Here is a 15,313-nt window from a genome sequence, read left to right on the forward strand (position 1 = left end):
GGTTGCAATGCAGCATCACCGTTTAACCAAAACTGATGTGGCTAGGCGGGTGTTTTTCATCGTCTTGGGCGCTGCGCTGGTTTCTGTGGCTCTGGAAATCTTTCTGGTCCCGAACCAGATTATAGACGGCGGCATCGTCGGCATTTCCATTATGCTGGCCCATCTATTGTCCCTGCCGCTGGGGATTTTTCTGTTCGCGTTGAATGTTCCCTTCTTGTTTCTGGGATATAAGCAAATCGGCAAGACCTTTGCCCTCTCCACCCTCTTCGGGGTTACGCTGATGTCGGTAGGGACACTGGTGCTTCACCATGTGAATCCGCTCACGATTGATACGTTTCTGGCAGCGGTGTTTGGCGGAGTCATTCTGGGCATAGGGGTGGGCTTGGTCATCCGCTTCGGCGGGTCGCTGGACGGCACGGAGATTGTGGCGATTTTGATCAATAAAAAGTCGCCCTTCTCCGTAGGCGAAATCGTCATGTTCTTCAACTTGTTCATTATGACGACCGCCGGCTTCGTGTTTGGCTGGGATCGGGCGATGTATTCGCTGATTGCGTATTTCATTGCTTTCAAGACGATCGATATCATTATCGCAGGCTTCGATGAATCCAAGTCCGTCTGGATTATTAGCGATGAGGCGCGGGAGATTGGCTCTGCGATTATGGACAGGCTCGGCCGTGGCGTAACGTTTCTGCAGGGTGAGGGTGCGTTTACAGGAGACAGCAAGCAAGTGATCTTCTGCATCATTAACCGGCTGGAGGAGGCCAAGCTGAAATCGATTGTCCAGGAGCTGGATACGTCCGCCTTCCTGGCCATTGGGACGATTCATGATGTAAGAGGCGGCCGCTTCAAAAAGAAAGACATCCATTAACCCGCCGGTTTACCGCCGGCCGCAGGAGAGAGGAGCAACGGGATGCCACTAGATGAATTTGGCCGGATCCGGCACTGGACGGGCAACCGGCAATCGCCAGAATGGTTGGCTGGCCAAGGTGTAATCATCGGCATTGGCGACGATACGGCGGTCGTTGACCCCCTGCCACCAGGCGGGGGTGAGCCTGCCGAATGGCAGCAGTTGCTTGCGGTCGATACCATGGTGGAGACGGTGCATTTCCTGGAATCGACGATGACCGAAGCGGATATCGGCTATAAGGCGCTGGCCTCCAATGTGAGTGATATCGCGGCAATGGGCGGCATTCCGCGGCACGCACTCATCTCGGTCAGTGCTCCTGCCTCATGGGGACCGGAGCGTATGCAGCGGCTCTATGACGGGCTATATGCTTGCGCGGCGGAATATGGGGTAGCCGTGGTGGGGGGCGATACGACCTCCGCACCTCAGCATCTGGTGGTGAGCGTAACGCTGACCGGCGCGGTAGAGCGGAGCCATGCCATTACCCGTGCGGGTGCACAGCCGGGAGACGCCGTGTTTGTCACGGGACCGCTTGGCATGTCAGCTGCCGGGCTCCATTATTTGTTGGCCGAGGCGGGGCGACCGGATTCGGATGATCCACTGGCAGCAGCGGAAGCAGCCGGGACGACAGCGCTGGTGCGAGCACATCGTCGCCCCCAGCCTTCGATACAGGCGGGGCGATGGCTGGCACATCGCGGCACCTGTACCTCGCTTAACGATGTAAGCGACGGCTTGGCCAGCGAGACTTGGGAATTGGCTGAAGCTTCTGGTGTCGCTCTTGTACTGGAGGAAGAGCGGTTGCCGCGCGCCGGCTCACTGTCGGCCTATGCTTCCCGTGTTGGAGAGGATCCGCTGACCTGGATGCTATGCGGCGGCGAGGATTATGTGCTGGTCGGTACGATTGCCTCATCGGATGCAGAGGCAGCTCGGACAGAACTGAACGGACTCGGCATCCCCTTCTATGTTATCGGCCGTGTAGCTTCAGGAGAAGGCGGGGCTTCGGTCTCGATGGAGACAACGTCAGCTTCGGGAACCGTCCGCCGTTCCCCGGTGGCGCGGCGCGGATACAATCATTTTGCGACATCAATCCAAGAGGAAAGAACTGATAGGCATGATAGTTAAGCATACGATATGGCAGGCCCGAAATGAGAACGATACAGTACGCCTGGCACGATCGCTGGCCGGCTGGGCGTCTGCGGAGACGCTGCTGGCGCTGGATGGGGAGCTGGGAGCCGGCAAGACCCGGTTCTCGCAAGCTTTTGCGGAAGCGCTTGGTGTACAGACGGTCGTGAATTCGCCAACGTTTACGATTATTAAAGAATATCAGGGCGAGCGATTGCCTTTTTATCATATGGATGTATACCGGTTGTCGATGGCGGAGGCGGACGAGCTGGGGCTGGACGATTACTTCTATGGTGACGGAGTAACGATCGTGGAATGGGCGAGTCTGATTGAACCACTGCTTCCGCCGGAGCGGCTGGAGATGCGCATTTTGCACGCGGCGGACGGTGGACGTCGTATCGAGCTGACCGGGCGGGGAGCTCGGTATGCCGATTGGTGCGCACAACTTGAAGAGATGGGGGCGGAGAACGCGTGAAGGTGCATACTGGTTTACAAAAAGGTCTCCATCCCTACCAACCGGAATCGGACGAGCCACTCGTGCTGGCATTTGATACGGCGACGGCGGCGATTGCAGCCGCACTGCTGCAAGGAGATCGGGTACTGGGCGAAGTGCAATCCTTGGCAGAGCGCAATCATTCGGTTCATATTATTCCTCAGCTGCAGCAATTGCTGCAGGAAGCAGGCGTCACTCCCCAGTCGCTGACGGGACTGGCTGTGGGCGTGGGGCCTGGCTCGTACACTGGCGTCCGCATTGCGGTAACTGCAGCCAAGACGCTTGCATGGGTGTGGGACAAGCCGCTGGTGGGCGTGTCGAGCCTGGAGCAGCTGGCGCTAGGCGGCGGTCCTGTAGGGGATTCCCAGTCTGCGGGGGATAGTGTTATGGAATGGGGCGTGCCGCTGATGGATGCGAGACGGGGCCAAGTGTATACGGCGGCCTTTTCTGCTGATCCTGATCAGTGGATGCGGCTTGCAGAGGATCGGATTCGTTTAATGCGCGACTGGTGTGGAGAACTGCTGGGGCGTTTGGATGCGATCGATGCTGATGCTCAACCGGCTTGTGTGCGATTCACTGGCGATCCGGCCCTGCATATAGCAGAGATTGAGGCGTTCGAGGCAGAGTTGAATCGTCGACATCCGTCTATCCGGGTAGCTGTCAGCCCGCATGTGTCCGAAGGACGTTGGGCCGCCCTGCTGGGATCGGTTCGTCTGTTCGCAGGTGAACGTGACGAGGCGCATGATCTAATCCCTAATTATACTCAGCTGGCCGAAGCGGAAGTTAAACTGCAAGCCAGGTTGCGGGAGGGATCGTAATGGCAAGCGTTCAGAGGGGAGAGGGCGGCCGACTGCTGCCTGATTCGCTCGTGTTTCGGGCGATGCGGCTGGAGGATGTACCGTCGATCTGCCAGATTGAACAGGAGGCTTTTACGAGTCCTTGGACCGCAGAGGCTTTTATTAATGAGTTGACGAACAACCATTTTGCGCGGTATATGGTGATGATGCTGGACGAGGACGTGATCGGTTACGGCGGGATGTGGACAATTATGGACGAGGCCCATATCACGAACATCGCGGTGCGCCATGACTATCGCGGCCGAGGCTTCGGCGAGCGGCTGCTCCTGGAGCTGCAGCGGACGGCGGTGTTCTTCGGGATGAACCGCATGACGCTGGAGGTTCGGGTAAGCAATGAGCAAGCGCAACGGCTGTACCGCAAGCTGGGCTTTACGCCGTCTGGGGTACGACCGGGCTATTACTCGGACAACAACGAAGATGCCCTTATCATGTGGGCGGAACTGGATAACAGGAGAGCGGGTGAGCGGGCATGACAACAGACCAACTAGCCAAGGATGGCGTGACGCCGGAGCTGATTCTGGCGATTGAAACGAGCTGTGACGAGACCTCTGCTGCCGTCGTTCGCGGCGGCCGGGAGGTTCTCTCCAACGTCGTCTCCAGTCAAATCGCCACCCATCAGCAGTTCGGCGGCGTCGTGCCGGAGATTGCTTCGCGCAAGCATGTCGAGACGATCACCCGGATTACCGAACAAGCCGTGCAGGAGGCTGGTATTGAGCTGCGGGATCTCTCGGCCATCGCTGTCACGCAAGGGCCGGGACTGGTCGGCGCGCTTCTGGTTGGCATCATCGCGGCCAAGAGCTTGGCCATGGCGCTGGATGTGCCGCTCATCGGTACCCACCATATCGCCGGACATATCTATGCCAACCAGCTGGTGCATGACCTTCAATACCCGCTGCTGGCGCTGGTCGCTTCGGGCGGTCATACGGAGCTGGTGCTGGTGGAGCGGGAGGGCGAATTCCGTATCATCGGACGGACCCGTGATGATGCAGTGGGCGAGGCGTATGACAAGGTGGCGCGCTCGCTCAAGCTGCCCTATCCGGGAGGCCCCCACATCGATCGGTTGGCGCAGCAGGCAGAGACAGCGACTCCGCTGCCCAGGTCTTGGCTGGAGGCGGACTCGTATGACTTCAGCTTCAGCGGCCTCAAGTCGGCGGTGCTGGGCGTCATTAATCAGCATGGGATGAAAGGGCTGACGCTCGATGAGGGAGCATTGGCGCGTGGCTTCCAGGAGTCGGTCATCGAGGTGCTGACCGAGAAGGCGATTCGGGCAGCCAAGGCATTCGACGTGCGCCAGCTGCTGCTGTGCGGCGGCGTCGCGGCCAACAGTGGCCTGCGTGAGGTGCTGGGCGCACGTTGCGAGGCCGAGGGCATCCCGCTGCTGCTGCCGCCGCTGTCGCTCTGCTCGGACAACGCGGCGATGATTGCCGCCGCCGCCCACTTGAAGTGGACGCGCCGCCAGTTCACCGAGCTCGACATGAAGGGCGACCCCGGCCTGCCCCTCGAAGACTGGTCGGTCAGCAGACACGGCAGCGACCGTTAGAGTGGGACTCAGAACGTAATACCGCCCGCCAGCGCAAGCCGCCACAAAAAAATGGACCTGACGTTATCGTCAGGTCCTTGCTTTATTTGAACAGCAAAAAGTTGGTGGCTAGCCGGCGTAGATTACCGTCGGAAGGCTTGTTGACCACACGGCCATTGAATATGAGCGACGACGAGCCGCCGCCGTCCAGATTGTACGCATCCTTTACGCCAAAACGGGAGAGCAGAATCTGCAGCTCTGCGAGCGTTGCACCCGAGTTGCCGTATTCGTCGGAGCCGTCGGTAACCAGGAACAGCAGCTGGTCATCCTTATAGTTGGCAATGACGGTACGAGGCGCCCGGTGTGGGTTGGACTTCCACTTCTGGGGAATGGGCTGCACTACGCCATCCTTCAGCAGGATCGGTACGAACGAGGCCCCGAATTTGGGGTTCTCGCGGTCCAATTCTTCCCGGGAGGCATACTTGCCCCCGATCAGTTTGAGATCCTCGCTCAGTCCGACGAAGAACAAATCAGCGAATGACGGCTCGAAGCCGTTGACGTACTCGCTATTTTTCACAGTCGTACTGAGCGGATAACGGCCGCTCTGGCTGTCGGCGAAGCCACCGGCGTTGATGCCAGCCAAGGCATTATAACGTTTGACAGCCGACATGGTCGTCTCGCTTTTGCCGAAGGTATCATGGCCCAGCACCATGTCGATGGCCTCGTCCGACTTGAGCTTGACCTTGAGCGCATAGCCCCGGAAATGCTGGGCGCGGATATGGAAGAGCTGAGCCGTCAGTTTCTCGCTCTGTACTTCCTCCGAGGCATAGCCAAGCTTGCGGACTACTCGCCGGTCATAGATATGCCAGGCCCGGTCGGATTGGGAGCTGGCCAGCTGCAGCAATGAACGGACCTCCTTGTTGGTCTGTTCATAGAGCTGGGTATCCCGCTTAATGGCTTGCGCGGTGACTGTGGCCATCTCCTTGGCCTTGTCCAATCCCCCGATGACATTGCCCGTCAAGGATTCGGCCTCGGCAGGCAGAACGGTCGCGGTCAACTCCGGCGCGGGATCGTTCAGTTCGACAGCCGGAGTGGAGAAGAGCAGCCATGCCAGGACGCCCAGAAATGGTGCGCAGGACAGCAGAGCCAGACGGTTGATTTGTCGTACATTCATTATTTCAACACATCCAGGCTCTTTTTGAGCTCATTCAGTTTCTGATTTACTTCGTTAATCTGGGTATATAGTTGATTGCTGTTATCCGTCTTCTCCGTTGTGTTATCCTTGGCGAAAGTCAGCAACTCGTTAAGGGCGTTAACCTTGCCTTCCAACTGCGTAATCTCTGTTGCGAATCCATCCTGCAGCTGGGTAATCTGGGTCTGGTAATTCTCCTGTACGGCTGCGATCTGCCTTGCGGTCTGCTGTTCGATCGCGGCTGCCAGTTCAGCTTGCTGCTTGTCCGAATACCAGATGGCGCCGTATACGCCTGTTCCGATAAGCACGACCCATACCAGCAAAAATGCCACCATGGACTTGGTCGTTGATCTACGGGCTGATCTCTCTGGTAGGCCCCTAGATGTCTGAAGATCTTCATTCATAGCTTGGTCTCTCACCTCAACAAGTAAGACGCATGACGGCCCAAAAAGTTGCGGATTGCCAAATGAGAAATATGTCATGATTGAGTGAATGGTTATCAATAGGTTGTGTCAATCGGTTGTTGACAGATGTATGGCAACTCGCTATACTGGGTAACAATACATGAATGTCATCCATAATTATAACGCGATGAACAGGAACAGTAGGATGGTTTAGGGGCCGGAAGCCGAGCAATCGGGGACTGGAACAGAGAGCTGCGGGACGGTGCGACGCAGACCCCATACGATCTGAAGCTCGCCTGGGAGCGGGACGTTGGACGTACCGATTCGAGATTGTAGGAACAGGTACAGGTACTTCGTCACGGCAGCCACCGTGATTTGGCAGCGTATCTTCTTACGGTCCGGACCGGAGCAGATGTGCAACAAGGTGGGCGCCCTCCTCTGGGAGCAGCGTCAACAAGGGTGGTACCGCGCGGACAATGGTCTGTCGTCTCTTGAATAAGAGACGGCAGGCCTTTTTTGAATTCTAAGAATTTATATGTTTCACCTATAGATCAGCTTAGAATTCTCCGGAATGAAACTTGCGTCCCCGTCAAAGGACAGGGTAGCCGTTTCACCTTGATTATATAGGCACCTAAACAGGTTCACCTATAGATCATACTCGCGGCAGGCAGTGCACGGCCTGAACCGCCCGCTGACAGAAGGATGCATGTATGACGTTACTAACATAACGCTCGGCAGTGGCACGAATGGTCTTCAGCCGGCATAGAATTGCATAGAGAAACGCGATGAACAGGAGTAGTAGGACGAACGTCGGGAACCAGAGAGCTGTGGGGTGGTGCAACACAGACGAAGACGATCCGAACTCGCCTGGAAGCGGTGTGCCAGAAGTGCGCGGGGCAAGCAGTCCCCGCACATAGTAAGGCGCAACGGGTAACCTCCGTGATCAGGTATTGAGCGGGCCGGGAGCCATACTCCAGGCCAACAAGAGTGGTACCGCGGCAGCTGTTCAACCAGCCTGTCGTCTCTTCTGTAACAGAGGAGGCGGCAGGCTTTTTTTATCGGAATGAAACGCGCTGCGCTGCTAACCCCATACAAAATTGAACCTTTGGAGGATGAATACAATGACAATTCGGAACATTCAGATTTTTGACACGACTTTGCGTGATGGAGAACAGTCCCCAGGAGCTTCTATTGAACCGGCCCAGAAAATCGTTCTGGCCCGTCAGTTGGCCCGCTTGGGTGTAGATATTATCGAGCCCGGGTTTCCGGTCTCCAGTCCTGGAGAATTCAATGCGGTACAACAAATCTCGCGTGAGCTGCAGGGCACGGAAATTGTCGGCTTCGCCCGTGCGGTGAAGGGAGATATCGAATCAGCCATCAAGGCAACCCAGGATGCGGCACGGCGCCGGCTGCATTTGTTCATCTCCTCCTCTGACATTCATTTGGATTTTCAATTGAAGAAATCAAGAGAAGACGTCATCCGAATCGCACGTGAGATGGTAGCCTTCGGCAAGGCCTCCGTCGATGAAATTGAATTCTCCGCTATGGATTCGACACGGACCGGATTGGAGTTCGTTATTGAGCTGGTGGAGGCCGTCATTGAGGAAGGAGCCACGGTGATCAATCTGCCCGACACCCTGGGCATCGCGCTGCCGGAAGAGTACGAGGCCTTGTTCCGTAACGTGCGGGCGCAGGCGCGAGGCGGGGACAAGGTGCGTTACAGTGCCCACTGTCATAACGATTTGGGGCTGGCGGTAGCCAATTCGCTGGCAGCGATTCGGGGTGGTGCTACTCAGATCGAAGTAACAGTCAACGGCATCGGAGAGCGTGCCGGCAATTGTTCGCTGGAGGAACTGGTCATGGCAATGGAGACGCGCAAGGAAGCGTTGCAGGCCGGCACGGGCATCAATACGTCTGAGATCTACGCTACGTCGCGGATGGTCAGCCGGACGATGCATTTCCCGATTGCCTACAACAAGCCGATCGTGGGCCGCAATGCATTTCAGCACGAATCAGGGATCCATCAGGATGGCTTGCTGAAAAACCGGAACACCTATGAGATCATGGATCCGGAAGCAATGGGCATTCCGCGCAGCATGATCATTCTGGGCAAGCACTCGGGCCGTCACGCCATCAAGCATCGCATGAGCGAATATGGCATTGAAGTGAGTGGGGAGCAGTTGGAGACGGTCTATACTCGGTTCAAAGATGTAGCGGATGAGAAAAAAATTGTTACCGACGATGAATTGCTGCGTCTGGTAGGTGAAGCGACGGCAACCCAGCATGATCCTTATGTGCTGACCGATGTCCAAGTGAAGACGGGACCTGCTGAAGTATGCACGGCTCAAGTGACGGTCCGCACTCAAGACGGTGCCGCACATAGCCGGACCGGAGAGGGTACGGGTCCGTTAGAAGCCGTCATCCGCAGTATTCAAGAATTAATCCCTGTGGCGGCACAGTTTGAAGATCTGGAGCTGCATTCTCTCTCCACGGGGGAAGATGCGCATGGGGAAGCGGTTGTCAGCATCCTGCATGAACAGGCGCGCCACCAGGGCACCGCGATTCACAAGGATATCATTCTGGCTGCAGCAACCGCTTATGTAGCGGCCTGTAATCAGGCATTACTGAGCTCAGCCCGCAAACGTCAACAGCAACAAGCATAAGTGTTTATGGCATCAACCGTGTAGGCGTCTACGATCGCTTATACGGTTGATTCATGTTTGAACAGAGCTTTGTTAGAAGAAGAAACAGGCTGTGAACAAAAGTTATCCACATATCCTCCACAAAATGTGGGTAACTCCATTTTGGGTTGATTTATCAGTGTTTTAAAACCGGGGGTAGTTGGGGACAGATACGGATGGATCAGCCTGTGGATAATGTGGACAATGTGTGCAAAACTTTCAAAATAAGCTTTACAAAAAAGTCAATCTTAAATTTTAGTGAAGAAATGGACGTTTTTTGAGAAAAACTATCGACAGAATTGCCTAACAATTCACAAAGAGTTGTGGATAACATGGCGGATGTGGGGATAAGCGTCATTCTATCCATAATCGGCAGAAAATGGGGGTATACCTATGAGAGTAACGATCCTGGGAGCAACAGGTCGTGTGGGACAAGCGGTTTTGGCAGATGCCTTGGCAGATGGTCATAATGTATCGCTTTTAGTAAGGGATGCGAAGAGAGCCAAGGGAATTCTGCACCAGACGTCTGGCACGAAGAATGCTGTTGTGGGAGAAAATGTACGAATGGTGGAAGGCGATGCGCGGATAGCATTGGATGTTGAGGCTGCTCTTGCTGGTGCGGATGTCGTATTCAGTGCTTTAGGGACGGATGGGGGAAATGTATTAAGCGAGTCGATCCCGCACGTGATTGAAGCCATGGACAAGACGGGGGTAAGTCGGCTTGTCACGATTGGCACGGCCGGCATCCTGAACAGTCGGGTGGAACCGGGCCGATTGCGCTATGAGTCCGTCGAATCACGCAGAACCCAGACACGAGCCGCAGAGGAACATCGGCTCGTGTGGGATCGGCTGGCAGAGACATCTCTGGATTGGACCATTGTCTGCCCTACCTATTTGCCCGATGGCGACAGTACAGGCGTATATCGTGTCGAACGCGAGTTTTTGCCTATAGACGGCCGTTCTATCTCTGTGGGGGATACCGCAGCATTCGCCTATTTACAGCTGCGGGATTCCACATATAATCGCGTGCGCGTTGGTATTTGCTATTAATGTGTGTTCAAAAAGGTCGGTGTTCAGCACCGGACTTTTTGAACAACCTCTATTAGGCGAGCAGTTCTTCCCAAGCCGTATATACCTCGGAAAGCTCTTCCTTATAAGTATCAATCGCTTGCTGGCGCTCTCCAACTGCAACATAATCATTGTAGATGTCGGGCTGCGTCAGTTCTTCCTCGAGGTCAGCGATCGCTTGCTCCAGTCGAGCAATATCCGCTTCCATCTGCTCCAATTTTCGCTGACGCTGGCGCTCGTCCTTTTTCGCCTGTTTGTCGGCTTCATACGACGAGCTTGGCGTTGCGACAGCAGACTGCGCCGATGCTCCCGGTTTTTGGATGGCCTCTGCCGCAGCTAATTCCTCCAACTCCTGCAATTCCTGTTTTTTCTCCATCATGTCGTCGTAATTTCCCAGGAAATGTTGCGTACCCTCTGGTGTCAGTTCGACAATTCGCTCCGCCATCTTATTGAGGAAGTAGCGATCATGGGAAATAAAGAAGAGTGTGCCTTCGTAATCCATCAATGCCGACTCCAGCACTTCCTTACTGAACAGATCCAAGTGGTTGGTAGGCTCATCAAGGATAAGGACATTGGCCTGCTGCAGCATAAGCTTGGCAAGCGATACGCGAGCCTTCTCGCCACCGCTGAGTGCCGAGATCCGTTTCTTCACATCCTCGCCGCTGAACAGGAAATTGCCCAGCACGGTGCGAATCCGCGCCTCTTCCAAATGACGGTATGCACTCCAAACCTCCTCCAAGACCGTGTTGGTTGGTGTCAGACCTGTCTGCTCCTGATCATAATATCCAATTTGAACATTGCTTCCCCAGCGGATCGTGCCGCTGGCCAGGTTGGGCTTTGGATGAATAAGTGCTTTGAGCAGCGTGGACTTGCCTACACCGTTGGGACCCACCAGAGCGACAGTCTCTGCACGACTCAGGCGGAAATCGACATCGTGAAACAATGGCTTTTCCTTGCCCTCGAAACCAATCGACAGCTGCTGTACGTCGAGGACATCCTTGCCCGTGCGCTTGTCGATTTCGAAGGAGAAGTGTGCTTTCTTGAGATCGCCGAGCGGCTTGTCCATGCGGTCCATCTTCTCCAGCGCTTTACGCCGGCTCTGTGCTCGCTTGGTGGTCGATGCGCGAACAATATTGCGTTCGATGAACTCCTCCATACGGGCAATTTCGTCCTGTTGTTTCTCGAAGGCCTTAAGAGTAGCCTCGTATTCTGCTGCTTTGATGTCGATATAGCGGCTGTAGTTGCCTGTATAGCGTTTTGCGGCATGGCGTTCGATCTCTACGATGGAAGTCGCCAGCGCATCCAGGAAGTATCGGTCATGGGATACGACGAGAATGGCGCCGGCATACCCGCGCAGATAGTCTTCGAGCCAAGTAAGGGTCGGAATATCTAGGTAGTTGGTGGGCTCATCGAGCATCAGCAGGTCCGGTGCCTGGAGCAGGATGCGCGCCAGAGCGAGCCTGGTTTTCTGTCCGCCGCTCAAGGTATGGATCGGGGTTGCCGGGTCGAAGCTGCCGAATCCCATACCATGAAGCACGCTGCGAATCCGGGTCTCGATCTCAAAACCACCGTTCTCGCGGAACCACTCCGAGAGGTAGGCATATCGATCAAGCGTATCCTGGTAACGCTTCTCGTCGTCCTGCAAATGTGGATCGGCAATCTGCTGCTCCAAGGTGCGCAGCTCCTGTTCTGCCTCCAGAAGACTGGCGAAGACGGCCAGCATCTCCTCTTGAATTGAACGCTCGGAGGTGAGTCCGCTGTTTTGCGCCAGATACCCGATCCGCGTTTCCTTAGACTTGAAGATCGAGCCTGAATCAGCGGACATCTCGCCGCAGATAATTTTGAGCAGCGTGGACTTGCCCGCACCATTTACACCAACCAGGCCGATTCGGTCCCGTTCCTGAACCTGCATGGTAATATGAGAGAGTACGGACTTTACGCCGTAGCTTTTGGATAGATCGGATACTTGTAGCAGCATAGCAACCTCCGTGACATGTATTCCTTTAAGTGCGTGTTCAAAAAGGTCACAATTCAGCACCGAGAAGGTTGCGAGAACCTGCAGAAGGAGGAGCGGAGTGTAGGCAAACCTACATGAGCACCGGACTTCAAGGGTGAACGCAAGATTCGATGTCGAGTTAGCTTCCTGATTTTCTTCGTGATCAATTGGGGACTTTTTGAACAACCTCTTTAAGTGTACCACATTGCTTGTCTGTGCTCACTAATGGCTTGGGAGAAACCTAGGCCTTCAGGTCTTCTTGGCGAAATCAGGGGATCAATGGTAAACTAAATCATACAGATGAAATTGATGTTGAAGAGGGAGAAAGCATGAATCAACCAGTTTCGGCACAAGAGAAACGCCTGCTTCGGCAGGAGATGAAAGAGCGGCGGGACAAGCTCAGCGAAGCGGAACAGACGCATGGCTCCGAACAGATCAATGAGCATGCGCTGACGTATATTCGTGGCCTGGACGCAAGGTCCGTTATGCTCTACCTCTCGTTTCGTTCGGAAGTCCGCACAGATGCGCTGATTGAATCGCTCTGGGCGGAAGAGATAGAGGTGATTGTACCGATTAGCAATCCCTACGACCGATCCTTGTCCTTGTTCCGTCTGCGGAGTTGGGATCAGCTGATTACCGGGGCGTATGGTATTCGGGAACCGGATTCGGGATTGGCCGAGCCTTGTGACCCAACATTCGTGCCCGACCTCGTCATTGTCCCTGGTCTTGCCTTTGACAGGAAGGGAGGCAGGCTTGGTTACGGCGGCGGTTATTACGACCGGTTCAATGAGCGTTTGCAGAAGCTTGCCGGTGCTGGTCAGCGAGCATCGGAGCATGTACAGCTGACAGATGGCGGAGGTGATTCTACTATTAATATAGCCCCTGTATTGGAGCCGCCTTGGGTGGGGTTAGCTTATGAAGCACAGATGGTGGAGCAAGTGCCGATGCAGCCTCACGATGCCTCTATGAACGGTGTCATTACGGAGCAAGGAATTTGGATCCATCCAAAAATTGGAAGGGGATGATGATCATGAATAGCTTTACCCATTTCAACGAGCAAGGACGGGCACGCATGGTGGATGTATCGGACAAAGAAATTACGACTCGTGTCGCCTCGGCCCGCTCCTCCGTCAAGATGGCGGAAGAGACGCTGCGGCAGATCAAGAGCGGCGGCATTCAAAAAGGGGACGTGTTGTCCGTCGCCCAGATAGCCGGGATCATGGCTGCCAAGCGGACAGCCGATTGGATTCCGATGTGCCATCCGCTGCCCCTGACAGGAATCGATATTTCCTTTCATGACAACGGTACGGATGTCCTCTTCATTGAAGCGACGGTGAAGACAACCGGGAAGACCGGAGTGGAGATGGAAGCCTTAACGGCGGTATCAGCCGCTGCACTGACCGTGTATGATATGTGCAAGGCGCTGCAGAAGGATATGCTGATCGGGCCGACCATGCTTATACACAAAGCCGGGGGCAAGAATGGCGATTATAGCGTAACGGAGTAACAAGTATAGAAGAGACGAACATCCAGTGATGAGGATTGGGGGGCTAAGGATGAGATGGAAAGTGGCCATACTGACAGCTAGCGACAAGGGCTCTGTCGGGGAGCGGGAGGATACGAGTGCTCAGGTCATTCGCGAGTTGGTGGAGGAAGAGCTCGGCGGCGAGATTGTCGATTACCGAATCGTCCCAGACGAGCAGGATGAGATTACGGCAGCACTGATTGAGATGATCGACTATTATCAGGCGGATCTGGTGTTGACCACCGGCGGTACGGGCTTGGGTCCACGCGACGTGACTCCGGAAGCCACGCAGCGCATCATTGAGCGTGAGGTGCCAGGCATCGCAGAGGCGATGCGGATGTTCTCCATGCAGAAGACGAAGCGTGCGATGCTCTCCCGGGGGATCTGCGGGATTCGCGGACGTTCGTTGATTCTCAATCTGCCGGGTAGTCCGAAGGGCGTTCACGAGAGTCTAGTGGCCATTATGGACCAGCTTCCTCATGCGCTGGGCATTCTGACCGGAGCGATTGGAGAGCATAAGCGATGAGCGGGACAACAGGCGGTACTCGGCTGACGGAGGTTCCGGTACGGGAAGCGGTCGGGCTGCGTCTGGCGCATGACCTGACCCAGATTATTCCCGGCCAGTTCAAGGGGAGACTGTTCACCAAGGGACACTTGATTACGGAAGAGGATATCCCTCGCCTGCTCGATATCGGCAAAGAGCATATCTATATTCTGGAGCTGGGATCCACCGAGCTCCATGAGGACGAGGCGGCCCAGCGGCTGGCGGCGGGGTTGTGTGCGGATACGGATTTCTCGGCGACGGAGCCTCATGAAGGCAAAGTCACAATTAAGGCGGAGCGACGCGGACTGCTGGAGATCGATGGTGAACTGGTACACGCCATTAATCGTCTGGGCGAGATTGCCCTGGCGACTGTGGCCCATTGCACGGTCGTGGAGCCAGGGCAACGTGTGGCGGCGACCAGGGTCATCCCGCTAGTTGTGGACAAGGACAAGGTGGAGCAGGCAGAGCGTCTGCTATCCGACTACCGCTCGGAGCAAGGAATTCCGCCGCTGCGGATTCGCCCCTTCCGCGCCATGCGGATTGGTTTGCTCACGACTGGTGGTGAAGTATTCAGCGGTCGCATTCAGGACAAATTCGGTCCGGCAGTCAGGGACAAGGTGGCTGCGTATGGCTCCGAGGTTATCGAGCAACGATTTGCGCCGGATGATCGACATACAATTGTCAAGGAAATACACTACTTGCTTGACGCAGAGTATGATATGATACTTGTAACTGGCGGGATGTCGGTAGACCCGGATGATCGCACACCTGCAGCGATTCGTGAAGCAGGGGCAGAGATTGTCAGCTACGGCACGCCGATGCTGCCGGGCTCGATGCTGCTTATGGGGTATCTGCATGGCGTACCGATCTTGGGTTTGCCAGGCTGCGTGATGCATGACCCGTATACTTCGTTTGATGTGCTACTGCCGCGGATCCTAGCCGGCGACACGATTACGAGAGAAGACATCGTGACGATGGGCTTTGGCGGCATGCTGGGTTGTTAATTGT

At 55.5% G+C, this 15,313-nt stretch carries 16 protein-coding genes and 1 other annotated feature; of the genes, 12 read left to right on the forward strand and 4 right to left on the reverse strand.

Going from position 1 to position 15,313, the window contains the following annotated elements; all coding sequences use genetic code 11:
- Positions 1–7: 7 nt before the first annotated feature.
- From F556_RS0120040 to tsaD, 6 genes are read left to right on the forward strand one after another with little or no spacing between them, the layout of a single operon-like run.
- Entirely contained in the window at positions 8–868 is an 861-nt protein-coding gene (locus F556_RS0120040) for a YitT family protein (RefSeq protein ID WP_026297398.1), read from the forward strand.
- Between the two features lie 42 nt (positions 869–910).
- Positions 911–2,026: a thiamine-phosphate kinase gene (thiL, locus tag F556_RS0120045; RefSeq protein ID WP_020618784.1), complete on the forward strand. Its 1,116-nt coding sequence runs from the start codon at positions 911–913 to the stop codon at positions 2,024–2,026.
- Complete coding sequence (tsaE, locus tag F556_RS0120050) at positions 2,016–2,501, forward strand: tRNA (adenosine(37)-N6)-threonylcarbamoyltransferase complex ATPase subunit type 1 TsaE (RefSeq protein ID WP_020618785.1); 486 nt, start codon at positions 2,016–2,018, stop codon at positions 2,499–2,501. Before thiL ends, tsaE begins: the two co-directional genes overlap by 11 nt.
- Entirely contained in the window at positions 2,498–3,337 is an 840-nt protein-coding gene (tsaB, locus tag F556_RS0120055) for a tRNA (adenosine(37)-N6)-threonylcarbamoyltransferase complex dimerization subunit type 1 TsaB (RefSeq protein WP_020618786.1), read from the forward strand. The genes tsaE and tsaB overlap by 4 nt, the downstream gene beginning before the upstream one ends.
- Positions 3,337–3,849, forward strand: coding sequence for a ribosomal protein S18-alanine N-acetyltransferase (rimI, locus tag F556_RS0120060; RefSeq protein WP_020618787.1), 513 nt, complete (start codon positions 3,337–3,339; stop codon positions 3,847–3,849). Before tsaB ends, rimI begins: the two co-directional genes overlap by 1 nt.
- A complete protein-coding gene (tsaD, locus tag F556_RS0120065) occupies positions 3,846–4,916 on the forward strand; it encodes a tRNA (adenosine(37)-N6)-threonylcarbamoyltransferase complex transferase subunit TsaD (protein ID WP_020618788.1) in 1,071 nt (356 codons plus the stop codon). The genes rimI and tsaD overlap by 4 nt, the downstream gene beginning before the upstream one ends.
- An 82-nt stretch (positions 4,917–4,998) precedes the next feature.
- Here tsaD and F556_RS0120070 read toward each other — a convergent pair whose 3' ends face one another.
- From F556_RS0120070 to F556_RS0120080, 3 genes are all read right to left on the reverse strand, one after another.
- Positions 4,999–6,069, reverse strand: coding sequence for a phosphodiester glycosidase family protein (locus F556_RS0120070; protein ID WP_020618789.1), 1,071 nt, complete (start codon positions 6,067–6,069; stop codon positions 4,999–5,001).
- Complete coding sequence (locus F556_RS0120075) at positions 6,069–6,422, reverse strand: hypothetical protein (protein ID WP_020618790.1); 354 nt, start codon at positions 6,420–6,422, stop codon at positions 6,069–6,071. The genes F556_RS0120070 and F556_RS0120075 overlap by 1 nt, the downstream gene beginning before the upstream one ends.
- A gap of 279 nt (positions 6,423–6,701) precedes the next feature.
- A complete protein-coding gene (locus F556_RS0120080; protein ID WP_020618791.1) occupies positions 6,702–6,914 on the reverse strand; it encodes a hypothetical protein in 213 nt (70 codons plus the stop codon).
- A 353-nt stretch (positions 6,915–7,267) separates the two neighbouring features.
- Positions 7,268–7,520: a binding site (T-box leader), on the forward strand.
- Between the two features lie 92 nt (positions 7,521–7,612).
- Between F556_RS0120080 and F556_RS0120085 the strand changes: the two genes are divergently transcribed.
- Together F556_RS0120085 and F556_RS0120090 are read left to right on the forward strand one after the other, a co-directional pair.
- Positions 7,613–9,154: a 2-isopropylmalate synthase gene (locus F556_RS0120085; protein WP_020618792.1), complete on the forward strand. Its 1,542-nt coding sequence runs from the start codon at positions 7,613–7,615 to the stop codon at positions 9,152–9,154.
- A gap of 411 nt (positions 9,155–9,565) precedes the next feature.
- Positions 9,566–10,222: an NAD(P)-dependent oxidoreductase gene (locus F556_RS0120090; RefSeq protein WP_020618793.1), complete on the forward strand. Its 657-nt coding sequence runs from the start codon at positions 9,566–9,568 to the stop codon at positions 10,220–10,222.
- Between the two features lie 52 nt (positions 10,223–10,274).
- Here F556_RS0120090 and F556_RS0120095 read toward each other — a convergent pair whose 3' ends face one another.
- Positions 10,275–12,218, reverse strand: coding sequence for an ABC-F family ATP-binding cassette domain-containing protein (locus F556_RS0120095; protein ID WP_020618794.1), 1,944 nt, complete (start codon positions 12,216–12,218; stop codon positions 10,275–10,277).
- Positions 12,219–12,565: 347 nt separating this feature from the next.
- Here F556_RS0120095 and F556_RS0120100 point away from each other — a divergent pair, with 347 nt between their 5' ends.
- The 4 genes from F556_RS0120100 to F556_RS0120115 are packed head-to-tail and all read left to right on the forward strand — an operon-like array spanning position 12,566 to position 15,309.
- Entirely contained in the window at positions 12,566–13,261 is a 696-nt protein-coding gene (locus F556_RS0120100) for a 5-formyltetrahydrofolate cyclo-ligase (RefSeq protein WP_020618795.1), read from the forward strand.
- Between the two features lie 5 nt (positions 13,262–13,266).
- Positions 13,267–13,743 (forward strand): cyclic pyranopterin monophosphate synthase MoaC, encoded by a 477-nt coding sequence (gene moaC / locus F556_RS0120105; RefSeq protein ID WP_040717354.1) that lies wholly within the window; start codon positions 13,267–13,269, stop codon positions 13,741–13,743.
- 49 nt (positions 13,744–13,792) lie between these two features.
- A complete protein-coding gene (locus tag F556_RS0120110) occupies positions 13,793–14,287 on the forward strand; it encodes a MogA/MoaB family molybdenum cofactor biosynthesis protein (protein WP_020618797.1) in 495 nt (164 codons plus the stop codon).
- On the forward strand, positions 14,284–15,309 hold the full coding sequence (locus F556_RS0120115; RefSeq protein WP_020618798.1) for a molybdopterin-binding protein: 1,026 nt from the start codon (positions 14,284–14,286) through the stop codon (positions 15,307–15,309). Before F556_RS0120110 ends, F556_RS0120115 begins: the two co-directional genes overlap by 4 nt.
- Positions 15,310–15,313: the final 4 nt, after the last annotated feature.

This window comes from Paenibacillus daejeonensis DSM 15491 (assembly GCF_000378385.1).
GTDB lineage: Bacteria > Bacillota > Bacilli > Paenibacillales > Paenibacillaceae > Paenibacillus_D > Paenibacillus_D daejeonensis.